12 protein-coding genes are annotated in these 12351 nt (G+C 71.8%); 8 read left to right on the top strand and 4 right to left on the bottom strand.

The window, feature by feature from the left end; translation table 11 throughout:
• A partial coding sequence (locus tag ACZ4TR_RS17790) for a HAMP domain-containing protein (RefSeq protein WP_465288011.1) occupies positions 1-1875 on the bottom strand: 1875 nt, incomplete at its 3' end.
• Between the two features lie 139 nt (positions 1876-2014).
• On the opposite strand from ACZ4TR_RS17790, the gene ACZ4TR_RS17785 reads away from it, so the two are divergent.
• The 3 genes from ACZ4TR_RS17785 to ACZ4TR_RS17775 all read left to right on the top strand — a co-directional run bounded on the left by ACZ4TR_RS17785 (position 2015) and on the right by ACZ4TR_RS17775 (position 4565).
• Positions 2015-3631, top strand: a complete 1617-nt coding sequence (locus tag ACZ4TR_RS17785; protein WP_465288010.1) for a SpoIIE family protein phosphatase — start codon at positions 2015-2017, stop codon at positions 3629-3631.
• A 102-nt stretch (positions 3632-3733) separates the two neighbouring features.
• Complete coding sequence (locus ACZ4TR_RS17780; protein ID WP_364526859.1) at positions 3734-4276, top strand: type 1 glutamine amidotransferase domain-containing protein; 543 nt, start codon at positions 3734-3736, stop codon at positions 4274-4276.
• Between the two features lie 124 nt (positions 4277-4400).
• A complete protein-coding gene (locus ACZ4TR_RS17775; RefSeq protein ID WP_364526857.1) occupies positions 4401-4565 on the top strand; it encodes a hypothetical protein in 165 nt (54 codons plus the stop codon).
• Positions 4566-4617: 52 nt separating this feature from the next.
• Here ACZ4TR_RS17775 and ACZ4TR_RS17770 read toward each other — a convergent pair whose 3' ends face one another.
• On the bottom strand, positions 4618-5034 hold the full coding sequence (locus ACZ4TR_RS17770; protein ID WP_364526855.1) for a hypothetical protein: 417 nt from the start codon (positions 5032-5034) through the stop codon (positions 4618-4620).
• 155 nt (positions 5035-5189) lie between these two features.
• Here ACZ4TR_RS17770 and ACZ4TR_RS17765 point away from each other — a divergent pair, with 155 nt between their 5' ends.
• From ACZ4TR_RS17765 to ACZ4TR_RS17755, 3 genes are all read left to right on the top strand, one after another.
• Positions 5190-5618, top strand: a complete 429-nt coding sequence (locus ACZ4TR_RS17765) for a helix-turn-helix domain-containing protein (RefSeq protein WP_465288009.1) — start codon at positions 5190-5192, stop codon at positions 5616-5618.
• Positions 5619-5738: 120 nt separating this feature from the next.
• Positions 5739-6833, top strand: coding sequence for a beta propeller repeat protein (locus ACZ4TR_RS17760; RefSeq protein ID WP_465288008.1), 1095 nt, complete (start codon positions 5739-5741; stop codon positions 6831-6833).
• Positions 6834-6970: 137 nt separating this feature from the next.
• Positions 6971-7810: an SAM-dependent methyltransferase gene (locus tag ACZ4TR_RS17755; protein ID WP_465288007.1), complete on the top strand. Its 840-nt coding sequence runs from the start codon at positions 6971-6973 to the stop codon at positions 7808-7810.
• Positions 7811-7885: 75 nt separating this feature from the next.
• Here the strand turns inward: ACZ4TR_RS17755 and ACZ4TR_RS17750 are convergent, their stop codons facing one another.
• On the bottom strand, positions 7886-8719 hold the full coding sequence (locus ACZ4TR_RS17750) for an aldo/keto reductase (RefSeq protein ID WP_364526709.1): 834 nt from the start codon (positions 8717-8719) through the stop codon (positions 7886-7888).
• Positions 8720-8742: 23 nt separating this feature from the next.
• Positions 8743-9927, bottom strand: a complete 1185-nt coding sequence (locus ACZ4TR_RS17745) for an MFS transporter (protein WP_465288006.1) — start codon at positions 9925-9927, stop codon at positions 8743-8745.
• Positions 9928-10063: 136 nt separating this feature from the next.
• On the opposite strand from ACZ4TR_RS17745, the gene ACZ4TR_RS17740 reads away from it, so the two are divergent.
• Positions 10064-10513 (top strand): MarR family winged helix-turn-helix transcriptional regulator, encoded by a 450-nt coding sequence (locus ACZ4TR_RS17740; RefSeq protein WP_465288005.1) that lies wholly within the window; start codon positions 10064-10066, stop codon positions 10511-10513.
• Positions 10514-10969: 456 nt separating this feature from the next.
• Positions 10970-12238: an ROK family protein gene (locus ACZ4TR_RS17735; RefSeq protein WP_465288004.1), complete on the top strand. Its 1269-nt coding sequence runs from the start codon at positions 10970-10972 to the stop codon at positions 12236-12238.
• The last annotated feature ends 113 nt before the right edge of the window (positions 12239-12351 follow it).

Here is a 12351-nt window from a genome sequence, read left to right as displayed (position 1 = left end):
GCCGACTTCGCGGGCGACGCGGGTGACTTCGTCGGCGAAGGCGGAGAGCTGGTCGACCATCGTGTTGAGCGTGGTCTTGAGCTCGAGGATCTCGCCGCGGGCGTCGACCGAGATCTTCTGGGTCAGGTCGCCCTTCGCGACCGCCGACGTCACCGTGGCGATGTTCCGGACCTGGTCGGTCAGGTTGTTCGCCATGAAGTTGACGTTGTCGGTCAGGTCCTTCCAGGTCCCGGCGACGCCGGGCACGGTGGCCTGGCCGCCGAGCTTGCCTTCGGTGCCGACTTCGCGGGCGACGCGGGTGACTTCGTCGGCGAAGGCGGAGAGCTGGTCGACCATCGTGTTGAGCGTGGTCTTGAGCTCGAGGATCTCGCCCCGGGCGTCCACCGCGATCTTCTGCGTCAGGTCGCCGCGCGCGACGGCCGTGGCGACCTGGGCGATGTTGCGGACCTGGGTGGTCAGGTTGTTCGCCATGAAGTTCACCGACCCCGTGAGGTCGCGCCAGGTGCCGGCGACGCCCGGGACCTGCGCCTGCCCGCCCAGCTGCCCCTCGGTGCCGACTTCGCGGGCGACGCGGGTGACTTCGTCGGCGAAGGCGGACAGCTGGTCCACCATCGTGTTCATGGTCGTCTTGAGCTCGAGGATCTCGCCGCGGGCGTCGACGGTGATCTTCTGGGTCAGGTCGCCCTTCGCCACGGCCGTGGTCACGTGCGAGATGTTGCGGACCTGGTCGGTGAGGTTGTCGGCCATCTGGTTGACCGAGTCGGTCAGGCTGCGCCACGTCCCGGCCGCGCCGGCCACCTCGGCCTGCCCGCCCAGCTTGCCCTCGCTGCCGACCTCGCGCGCCACGCGGGTGACCTCACCGGCGAACGCCGAGAGCTGGTCGACCATCGTGTTCAGCGTGTTCTTCAGCTGCAGGATCTCGCCGCGGGCGTCGACGTCGATCTTCTTCGTCAGGTCGCCGTTGGCCACCGCGGTCGCCACCTGGGAGATCCCGCGGACCTGGTCGGTCAGGTTGTCGGCCATCAGGTTGACCGAGTCGGTGAGGTCGCGCCAGGTCCCCGCGACGCCCGGGACCTGGGCCTGGCCGCCGAGCTTGCCGTCGGAGCCGACCTCGCGGGAGACGCGGGTGACCTCGTCGGCGAACGACGACAGCTGGTCCACCATCGTGTTGATGGTGTTCTTGAGCTCGAGGATCTCGCCCCGGGCGTCGACGTTGATCTTCTGGGTCAGGTCCCCGCGCGCGACGGCGGTGGTGACCTGGGCGATGTTGCGGACCTGCTCGGTGAGGTTGTCGGCCATGAAGTTGACGGAATCGGTCAGGTCGCGCCAGGTCCCGGACACGCCCGGGACGACCGCCTGGCCGCCGAGACGTCCCTCACCCGCGATCTCGCGGGAGAGCCTCGTCACCTCCGCGGCGAACCTCGACAGCTGCGCGATGAGGCCGTTGACCGTCTTCGCCAGCGTCGCGTACGCGCCCTGCAGCGGACGGCCGTCCAGCGTGAGGGTCATCGGCTGGGAGAGGTCACCCTCGGCGACCGCGCCGAGCACGCGGTCCAGCTCGATCGTGGGCCGCGTGAGGTCCTCGACCAGGCCGTTGACGCTCTCGACGGCCGTGCTCCAGCCGCCGGGGCCGACCTCGGCCTCCACCCGCTCGCTCAGCCTGCCGTCCTGGCCGACGGCCGCGCGCACCCGCAGCAGTTCGCTCACCAGCCGCTGGTTGCGTTCGGCGATGTCGTTGAACGCGACCGCGAGCTGCGCCGAGATGCCGTCGCCGTGCGGCACGAGCCGCCGGCGGAAGTTGCCGTCCCCGAGATCCCGCACCGCCACGAGCAGCCGCTCCAGCGCCGCCGCCTCGCTCTGGGATTCCGTTGTCATGTGTGCCGACCCTCTCCACCACGCATGCGCCAGCCATGGTCCATGACCCAGCGTGTCATGATTCGCCCTACACTTCGAGCCAGTCCGCCCGCTCACGCGGTAGCCGTGCGATAGCAGTCCGGAGGCAGGAGGTCCGTGCATGGTGTCACGTCCGGCCTCGGCCTCGGCGCCCCTGCCGCCGATGACCGGTGAGGACGCGCCGCCCGGCTTCGACGCCTTCGGGCGGGCCGTCCTCGAAGACGTGCGCGACGCGGTGTTCCTCCAGGACGCCGACGGGGTGCTGCGCTGGGCGAACCCGGCCGGGCAGACGCTGACCGGCGGCGCCGAGCCGCGGCTGCACCCGGTCGCCGAGACCCCGACATCAGGGGCTTCGCCCCTGGCCGGGGGCTCCGCCACCCGGACCCCCGTAAGCCAGGTGGTCGGGCATGTCGACGTGGCGGGTAGTCGTCGTCCGGCCCGGATCCGTGCCCTGCCGGGCGGCTGGCACGCCTGGACCGTCCCCGCGGAAGACGTCCCGCAGCGGCACGTCGGCGACTTCCTCGCCGAGGCCGGGCCCCGGCTGGCCGCCGCGCGCGGGCGCCACGGCACCGCGCGGGTGATCGCCGAGCTGGCCGCCTCCGCGCTGGCCGAGACCGTCTTCGTGCTGCTGCCGACCACCCGCGGCCGGTGGGAGTGGTGGAGCTGCGAGCGCCCGTCGGCGCACGGCCACGGCCGGATCCGGCGCGTCCCGGCGCAGGTCGCGCCGGTGCTGGCGGCGACGTTCGCGGCCACCGGGAAGCCGCAGCCGGCCGCCGTGCCCGAGCCCGAGATCGCCACCCTGCCCTCGGTGGTGGCCGACCGGTTCGCCGGGCACGCCGAGGTGGCGGTGGTGTCGCTGGGCCCGAACGCCAGTGCCGGCGTCACCGGCGCCCTGCTGCTGGGCCGCAAGGCGGACCCCGAGTTCGGCGCCGAGCAGGGCCGCGCGGTGGTCGAGTTCGCGAAGGCGGCCGGGACGGCGCTGGCCAACGCGCAGCGCTACGCCCGCCAGGAAGAGGCCACGCGCGGCCTGGAGACCACGCTGCGCCCGGTCGACCCGCCCGAGCTGGACGGCGCCCGGTTCGAGACCTGGTACGAGCCGGCGGCCGGGGTGCTCGCGGTCGGCGGCGACTTCTACGACGTCCTCGCGCACGACGACGGCAGCGCGTTCCTGGTGCTCGGCGACATCTGCGGCAAGGGCGCCGAGGCCGCGGCGCTGACCGGGCGGGTCCGGCACGCGCTGACGGCGCTCGCGATGGTCGAGCGCGACGGCCGGACGCTGCTCCGGCTGCTCAACGAGCTGCTCATCGCCGGCGGCAGCAGCCGGTTCGCCACGCTGGTGCTCGGCACGGCCCGGCCGTCCGACGGCGGCGTCGGCCTGACGCTGGCCTCCGGCGGCCACCCGGCGCCGCTGATCGTCCGCCGGGGCGGCGTGGTCGAGGAGGTCACCGTCCCCGGGACGCTGGTCGGGATCTCGCCGCAGGCCCGGTTCGCCGAGGCGGAGGTGCGGCTGGAGCACGGCGACGTCTGCCTGCTCTACACCGACGGCATCACCGAGGCCCGCAACCGGCACGACCCGACGGAGCTCTTCGGCGACGACCGGCTGCGCGCGGTGCTGGCGACCGCGGCGGGCGAGCCCGCCCGCGAGGTCGTGCGGCGGCTGCGGCAGGCCGTGCGCGACTGGCTGGGCAGCTCCGCCCACGACGACATCGCCGTCCTGGCGATCGAGTGCTCCGACTGAGTCCACTGAGTCGACTGGGTCCATTGTGTCCACTGTGGACCTGGTTTGGCCGCGTTTCGAGCGGGTAGTTCCTTCGTGCACTGACCCCGACGGAGGAATTCCATGGCGAACGCACTGCAAGGACGCCGCGTCGCGATCCTGGCCGCGGACGGCGTCGAACAGGTCGAGCTGGAGAAGCCGCGCCAGGCCGTCCTCGACGAGGGCGCGACGGTCGAGCTGGTCTCGCTGGACACCGGTGAGATCCAGGCGATGAACGGCGACATCGACAAGGGCGACCGGTTCCCGGTCGACCGCAAGGTGGCCGACGTGGACCCCGGGGACTTCGACGCGCTGCTGCTGCCGGGCGGCACGATGAACCCCGACAACCTGCGGACGAACCCCGACGCGGTCAAGTTCGCGGGCGACTTCGTGCGCTCGGGCAAGCCGGTCGGCGTCATCTGCCACGGTCCGTGGACGCTCGTCGAAGCGGATGTCGTGCGTGGCCGCACGCTGACGTCGTACCCGAGCATCCGGACCGACCTGCGTAACGCCGGGGCCACCGTCGTCGACGAAGAAGTAGTAGTCGACAACGGCTTGGTCTCGAGCCGCAATCCGGACGACCTGCCGGCGTTCTGCCGGACGGTCGTGCGGGAGTTCGCGGGCTGACGTCCTTTGTGGACGTTCACCCGGCCGTGTCCTTAAGTCCCGCTTAAATCTGTTGGCTTTCGGACCCGGGGCGGAGGACGCTGAGGGAGTGACCAGGATCGCCCGTGGAGAGGAGGTGGACGCAATGACAGTGCAGGCACGCCGCTACGGCCGCTGGTGCCGGGAGCACTTCGACGTGGTCGCCGCCCAGGGCGTTCCCGCTCCCCGGCCGGCCGACGCCGCCGAGGCCCGGCCGCAGCCGCAACCGCAGCCCGTCGAGACGGTCGCCGAACAGCCTCGGCAGAGCTGACCCACCGCGTGAAGAAGCCTCCCCGGTCGTGACCGGGGAGGCTTCTTGCGCGTCATCCGTAGTAGCTGCGGCGCCGGTACCAGACCCGCTTCGGGCCGGGCACGCCGATGCGCGTGATGACGTCGGTCAGCACGGCCCCGATGACCAGCCAGATGACCGCGGCCAGGCCGTCGTTGCAGAAGACCCGGAACTTCTCGTTGTCCGGGGTGAAGAGGTTGCGCAGGCCGAGGGAGACGCCGGACGACCACTCGGAGATGAGGTGCGCGAAGCCGTTCGCCGCGTTGGCCTCGCCGAACACCAGCAGGATGTGCACGGCGAGCACCAGCGCGAACACCCCGCACACGAGGTGGATGAGGGCGTTGACCGTGCGCACGATCCGGATGCGCGGGTGGGTGCGCTCCACGACTTCTTCGGCCGGAGCCGGTTCGTACGGCTGTTCGTACGGTTCGGGGGGCGGGGGATACGGCATCGACGTCGCCGTCCTTTCGACTGTCCGATGTGGACGTACCTGGGCGAGCGGGAGCAACACCGGGGAATACCCGTCACCCGGGTGAGCGAACCGTCTATTCCCCAAACTGTCCCTCCTCTGGCCGTGTTAGGGTCGTTTGCGGAACGAGGAGGGTCATGGCGCAGGAGGTCTTCTCCGTCGAACAGGTCGCCGCGAAGCTCGGGCTGCACGTCCGGACGGTCCGGAACTACGTGCGGGACGGGCGGCTCAAGGCGGTCCGGATCGGCAAGCAGTACCGGATCGCCGCCGACGACCTGGAGGCGTTCACCGGGCTGCCGGTCACCGAACCGCGGCCGGACCGGCCCGTCGCCGAGCTTTCGGGCGTCGCCGAGGTCGCCGGCGTCGACCGGGCGACGGCCGACCGGATCGCCACCGTCGTCGGGGCCTCGGTGAACGGCCCGCGGGACGGGGGTGAACGGCCCCTGCGCGTCGAAACCCTCTACGACCAGGAGCGCGCCACCATGAAGATCATCGTGCACGGCGACCTCGCCGCCGGTGCGGACCTGCTGCGCTTCGTGGCCTCGTTCACCGAGGGCCTGACGTGACCACCGGCCACCGCTCACCCGCGGGCGCCGAGCTCGGCGCCCGGCCGGCCGCGGCCCGCTGAGCCGCGCGAGGAGAACCTCACCTTCGACGCGCAACCCCGGCCCGCGCGGCACGTCCGTGTGATCATGAGACTCCCGGCGCTGCTCGCGTCCGTCCTCACCCTCCTGGCCGTGTCCGTCTCGCCCGCGACCGCGGAAACCGTTGTCCCGAGAGGGTTCCGGCCCGCTTCGACGAGCTGGACCGGCCCGGACACCGGCTACGTCCTGGGGTACTCGCCGTGCGCGGGGTCGTGGTGCCCGGCGCTGCTGGGCACCACCGACGGCGGGGCACACTGGCGCCGGTTCGGCGCACCGCCGATGCCGTTGCCGGACAACCACAACCACGTCGCGCTGACCTTCGCCGGCGATCGCGTCGCGTACGTCAGCGACGGCGTCCACGTGCGCACGACGCGCGACGGCGGTGCGAACTGGCACCCCGTCGACCTCCTCGGCGCGCGGGAGCCCTACTACCTCTCGAAGATCACCGAAACCGCCGGCCGGGTCTTCGCCGTCCTCACCACCTTCGGCGCGGGACGCGGTTCGACGCGGCTGTACTCCGGCGTCGCCGGCTCGCCGGTGCTGGTCCCGGTACCCGGCTTCGTGGCCACCGGCGGGATCACCTACGGCGACCTGGCCGCCGGCGGTGGCCTGCAGGTCGCGCTCGGCGCGGACTACGGCACCGAGAAGTACTGGACCTCGCGCGACGGCGTCCGCTTCACCCCGGCCGAACCGCCGTGCCCGGCCGGGTCGGTCGCCTCGCTGGCCGGGGTCCGCGACCGGCAGGTCGTGGCGTTGTGCGGCAGCAGCCCCGGCTCGCCGCAGCCCGGCTCGACCGAGCGGCGGCTGCGGCACGCGGCGAAGCTCGGCGGGACGTTCAGCGGTGGGGACGCGGCCCCCTTCGCCGGGATCACGCAGGGCTTCGCCGCGGCGTCGCCGGCGTCCGCGACGGTCGCGGCGGAGGGTGGTGGCACCGGGTTCCTGCACAGCACGGCCGACGGCGGCCGCACCTGGACGACGAGCGTGCTGTCCGACCGCGGGCTCAGCCTGTCCGATCTGGACTTCCCCGGCGGCGGCACCGGCGTGGTCGTCGACGGCCAGCCGGACGCCGACGGCGGCTCCGCCCTGTATCGGACAACGGACGGCGGACACCTGTGGCGCGAGGTCCCGATGGGGTAGTTGTCCCTGGTAGTCAAGGCCCTTCGGCCCGGTTCACTTGATGAACGCCATGTCGTAGTCTGTGCACTGTCCGTTGCCGGACACAGGGGGCCGGGCCCGGGCAGGGGGCCGGCGCCGCAGACGAGGGAGAACAGCCGATGACGCCTGGCGACCTGCGGTCCGGGACCGAGGGAGGCTCGGCGTCCCTCGATTTCACCAAGGCGAGCCTGGCCCGGCTGTCGGACGCGTTGCTGGGCGGTCACGACCACTACGAGGTCGACCGCGAAGCGATGCGCCGCCTGCTGGCGATCGCGCCCGGCGCGCGGGCGATGGCGAAGGAGCACCGCGACTGGCTGGTGCGCGCGGTGCGGTTCCTCGCCGGGAAACGCGGCATCGACCAGTTCCTCGACCTGGGCTCCGGGATGCCGACGGCGGAGAACACCCACCAGGTGGCCCAGCGGTACAACCCGGACGCGCAGGTCGTGTACGTCGACAACGACCCGGTCGTGCAGGTGCACGGCCGGGCGCTGCTCGAGGAGAACTACCTGACCCACGTGACGGGCGCCGACCTGACCCGTCCGGCCGAGACGCTGGCCGACGAGGTCGTCAAGGAGTACCTCGACTTCACCCGGCCGGTGGCTTTGATCCTGACCTCGATCATCCACCACATCGACGACTACGAGCGCGCGAAGTCGATCGTCGCGGAGTACGTGGCGGCGCTCGCGCCCGGCTCGTACCTGCTGCTCACGCACCACTTCGACCCGGAAGAGGACTCGCCCCGCCAGGAGCTGGCGCGGCTGCTGGAGACGAGCTTCCAGGGCACCGGGCTGGGCAGCGTGTACCGCACGCGCGAGCAGATCACGGCGTTCTTCGAGGGCACGGAACTGCTCCGGCCGGGGCTGGTCTACCCGCACGAATGGTGGCCGGACGGGCCCCGGATCCACGCGCTGAGCGAGCTGAACTTCCTGACCCTGGGCGGGGTCGGCCGCAAGCGGTGACACAAGTCCGTGAATGTCGCATCGAGGGACTTGAAGTCCCTCGATGCGACATTCACGGCTTTCCGGTGGACGCGCTCAGGCGGCGTTGAACGTGTCCGGGTCCGGGCCGGTGCGCTCGCCGCGGTCCAGCGGGGTCAGCGACTCCAGCTCATCCTCCGCGAGGGTGAACCCGAACAGGTCGAAGTTCTCCTCGATCCGCGACGGCGTCACGGACTTCGGGATCACCACGTTGCCGAGCTGCAGGTGCCAGCGCAGCACGATCTGCGCCGGCGTGCGGCTGTGCTTCACCGCCAGGTCCGCGATCACCGGGTCGCCCAGCAGCGAGCCGCCCTTGGCCAGCGGGCTCCACGCCTCGGTCGCGATCCCGTGCTTCGCGTCGAACTCGCGGACCTCCTGCTGCTGCAGGTAGGGGTGGAGCTCGATCTGGTTCACCGCCGGCGCGACGTCGGCCGCGTCGAGCAGCCGCGTGAGGTGCGCGGGCTGGAAGTTGGACACGCCGATCGCGCGGACCCGGCCGTCGGCGTGCAGCTTCTCGAACGCCTTCCACGTGTCGAGGTACTTGTCGCGCTCCGGCGTCGGCCAGTGGATCAGGTAGAGGTCGAGCTGCTCCAGGCCGAGCTTTTCCATGCTCTTGTCGAACGCCTTGAGCGTCGAGTCGTAGCCCTGGGCGGAGTTCCACAGCTTGGTGGTGACGAAGAGCTCGTCGCGGGCGATGCCGGACTCGGCGATGGCCTGGCCGACGCCCTTCTCGTTGCCGTAGACGGCGGCGGTGTCGATGCTGCGGTAGCCCGCTTCGAGCGCGGCCTTCACGGCGGTGGCGGTCTCGTCGTCCGGGACCTGGAACACGCCGTAGCCCAGCTGGGGCATCCGCACGCCGTTGTTGAGTTCGATCACGGGCACGCTGGTCACTGAGGTTCCTTTCGGTGGGTGGTTCATCGGGCGGGTACCCGTTCCCCGGCTGCGAAACTAGCCGGGGCCTGGCGGTCGAGCAGGCCGGAGACGAGCGCCACGGCGAGGCCCGCCGCGGCGAGCACGGCGCCGATCCAGTTGGGGGCGGTGTAGCCGAGGCCGGCGCCGATGGCCTGGCCGCCGAGCCACGCGCCGCCGGCGTTGCCCAGGTTGAACGCGGCGATGTTCGCCGCCGAGGCCAGCGCCGGGGCGCCCTCGGCCTTGGCCATCACGCGGGCCTGCAGCGGTGGGACGGTCGCGAACCCCGCCGCGCCGAACAACGCGATCGTGATCGCGGCCGGCACCTTCGCGTGCGCGGTGAAGACGAACGCGACGAGCACGAGCGCCAGCGCGGCGAGGATGACGTACAGGCTGGGCATCAGCTTGCGGTCCGCGGCCTTGCCGCCGAGCAGGTTGCCGGCGAACAGCCCGGCGCCGAAGAGCACGAGCAGCCAGGTGACGGCACCACTCGAGAAGCCCGCGACCTCGGTCATCATCGGCGCGATGTAGGTGAAGGACGCGAAGACGCCGGCGAAACCGAGCGCCGTCATGGCGAGGGCGAGCCACACCTGCGGGCGGCGGAACACGGCGAGTTCGCCGCGCAGGCCGACGTTGTCACTCTTCGGCTGGTGCGGCACGAGGGCGAGGATGCCGATCGCGCCGACCACGCCCAGGGCGCTGACCACCCAGAACGTCGAGCGCCAGCCGAAGGCCTGGCCGAGCGCGGTGCCGGCGGGTACGCCGAGCACGTTCGCCACGGTCAGCCCGGTGAACATCAGCGCGATCGCGCTGGCCCGCTTGGCCGGGGCGACCAGCGACGCGGCGACGACCGAGCCGACGCCGAAGAACGCGCCATGGCTCAGGGCGGCGACCACGCGGCCGGTCATCAGCAGGCCGTAGCTCGGGGCCAGCGCCGAGAGCGCGTTGCCCGCGATGAACAGGCCCATCAACGCGACCAGCACGGTCTTGCGCGGGACCCGTGAAGCGAGCGCGGTGAGCACGGGCGCGCCGACGACGACGCCGAGCGCGTAGCCCGAGATGAGCAGGCCTGCGGACGGGATCGAGACACCGAAGTCGGCCGCGACCTCGGGCAGCAGGCCCATGATCACGAACTCGGTGGTGCCGATCCCGAAAGCGCTGATCGCGAGCGCGAGCAGAGCGGCGGGCATGGACTTCCTTCTTCCGGAGTAGACTGATGAGCGTGAGCAACTACGAGCGTCCGAGATAGTTGCATACGCCGTATATTGCACAAGCTTGATACTGCGGCGTGCAAGGGAGTACGCGCAAGCCCGGGAGAGGTGAACCGTGTCACTGGACGACGACGCCGTCGAAGCCCGCGCGCAGGGCTGGCGCACGCTGGCCGCGTTGCACGCGAGGATCGAGGACAGGCTGCAGCGCGCGCTCGAACGCGACCACGAGCTGTCGGTGAGCGAGTACAGCGTGCTCGACGCGCTGGCCCGCCAGGACGGCTTCCACCTGCGGATGAACCAGCTGGCCAACGCGGTGGTGCTCAGCCAGTCGGCGACCACCCGGCTGGTCACGCGGCTGGAGGGCCGCGGGCTGCTGGCCCGCTACCTCTGCGCCGACGACCGCCGCGGCATCTACACGGAGGTGACGCCGGCGGGCCAGGCCCTCCTGACGGCGGCCCGCCCCACGCACGACACGGCGTTGGCGGAAGCCCTCGCCGAAGCGGCGACGCTCCCGGAACTCGCACCGCTGGTCGCCGCGCTCGGCACCCTCACCTTCACCCGCTGACCCAGCGCCCCAATGTGGCGTTGGTTGCGTCTGGCGCACCCAATGTGGCGTTCGGTGCGTCTAGCGCACCCAACGTGGCGTTCGGTGCGTCTGGCGCACCCAACGCCACATTGGGGCGCTCGGAGCCGGCCGGGCCGAGCCGGACTTGCTGAAATTTTCAGGGCGGTCACGACACTTTCGCGACGTCCGCGGCAGAGCGCGCGGCAAAGCCCGCGGTGTCCCGGTCAGCGGGACACGACGGAAGTCGGTCCCGTTCGGCGGTGGGATTGGGGCGGACACGCGCCCTAACCCCTGCTCCATCCGTGGGACCCTTTTGCTGCCTGCGTTCGATAGTTTCGCTGGTCAGAACGATTTCTGTGGCTTTTGTGCCCGAAAGGCGCCGGCTGCCCTCGTTGACCCGATCGTTTCGCCGCACCTAATTTGTTGAACCACCAGACGAACCGGGGTGGTGTCGGCGTGGACTCCTCCTTCTCCCTCAAACCGGTGCGCCCGGCCGACCAGGCCGCCGTCCGCCGGAGCAACCTGGCGCTGGTGCTGCGGCACCTGCGGGACGCGGGACCCCGCTCGCGCGCGGCGATCGCCGCGGACACCGGGCTGAACAAGGGAACCGTCTCGAGCCTCGTCGCCGAGCTCGTCGAGCGCGGGCTGGCTCGCGAAGGCGAGCGGGAACGCGCCGGCGCGGTCGGGCGGCCGGGCACGATCGTCGAGCTGGACGGCCGAAGCGTCGGCGGCATCGGCGTCGAGATCAACGTCGACTACCTGACCGCGCTCGCCCTCGACCTCACCGGCACCGTGCTCTTCGAACAACGCGTGGCGCTCGACGTCCAAGCGCTTCCGGTGGCGAAGGTGCTCGACGCCGGCGCGGAGCTGGCCGCGCGGGCGCTGCGGGAATGCCGGCGGCTCGGGGTCGTGCCGGCCGGCGTGACCGTCGGGGTCCCGGCGCTGGTCGACGAGAGCGGCACCGTCGCCTTCGCGCCGAACCTGCACTGGACCGACGTCCAGGTGGTCCGCGGCATCACCGAGCGGCTGACCCGGCGGCTGGGCCCGCCGTCGTTCCCGATCCGCACGGCCAACGACGCGAACCTCGGCGCGCTCGGCGAGTACGCCATGGGCAGCATGGCCGGCACCGCCGACCTCGTGTACCTGACCGGCGAGATCGGCGTGGGCGGCGGAGTGATCTCCGGCGGACGGCTGCTCGGTGGCGCGGAGGGATTCGCCGGCGAGGTCGGGCACATCCAGGTCGACCCCACCGGCCGGATCTGCGGGTGCGGGCGCCGCGGCTGCTGGGAGACGCTCGTCGGGCTGGCCGGGATGCTGCGGCTCGCCGCCTCACCGGCCGACCCGGTGCACGACCCGTCGCTCGACCTCGAACAACGGCTCGACATGATCCGCCGTCGCGCCGAACTGAAGGACAAGCGGACGCTCGACGCGCTCGCGCGGGTCGGCACCGGCCTCGGGGTCGGCGCGGCCGTGCTGATCAACGTGTTCAACCCGCGCGTGGTGCTGCTCGGCGGCTACTTCGCGCAGCTGGGCCCGTACCTGCTCGGCCCGATGCTGACCGAGCTGGAGACCCGGGTGATCGCCCCGCGCATCGGGGGCTGCCGCGTCGAGCTGTCCTGGCTCGGCTTCTCCGCGGCTTCGCGCGGCGGCGCGCACGTCGCGCTGCAGGCGGTGTTCGACGATCCGGCGCTGGTGCCGGTGCGGCCGGAAAGGGACAGCGGATGACCTCCGGGGAAGTGACCGGTAGCGGCCAGGAGCACGCTCGAAGACCCGGTGGGCCTTCGTCGCGAAGGCGTGCGGAAACACTTGATCGACTCCGGCGATGTAGTCCGGGGGAC

This window comes from Amycolatopsis sp. NPDC028719 (assembly GCF_055565395.1).
Note: the sequence above shows the minus strand (reverse complement) of the source record. Positions and strands in the feature narration are given on the sequence as shown.

What these genes read in the sequence shown, in the direction of transcription:
- ACZ4TR_RS17785 (WP_465288010.1), top strand. Translation starts at nt 2,015, where the DNA reads ATGGTGTCACGTCCGGCCTCGGCCTCGGCGCCCCTGCCGCCGATGACC.
- ACZ4TR_RS17780 (WP_364526859.1), top strand. Translation starts at nt 3,734, where the DNA reads ATGGCGAACGCACTGCAAGGACGCCGCGTCGCGATCCTGGCCGCGGAC.
- ACZ4TR_RS17775 (WP_364526857.1), top strand. Translation starts at nt 4,401, where the DNA reads ATGACAGTGCAGGCACGCCGCTACGGCCGCTGGTGCCGGGAGCACTTC.
- ACZ4TR_RS17770 (WP_364526855.1), bottom strand. Translation starts at nt 5,034, where the DNA reads ATGCCGTATCCCCCGCCCCCCGAACCGTACGAACAGCCGTACGAACCG.
- ACZ4TR_RS17765 (WP_465288009.1), top strand. Translation starts at nt 5,190, where the DNA reads ATGGCGCAGGAGGTCTTCTCCGTCGAACAGGTCGCCGCGAAGCTCGGG.
- ACZ4TR_RS17755 (WP_465288007.1), top strand. Translation starts at nt 6,971, where the DNA reads ATGACGCCTGGCGACCTGCGGTCCGGGACCGAGGGAGGCTCGGCGTCC.
- ACZ4TR_RS17745 (WP_465288006.1), bottom strand. Translation starts at nt 9,927, where the DNA reads ATGCCCGCCGCTCTGCTCGCGCTCGCGATCAGCGCTTTCGGGATCGGC.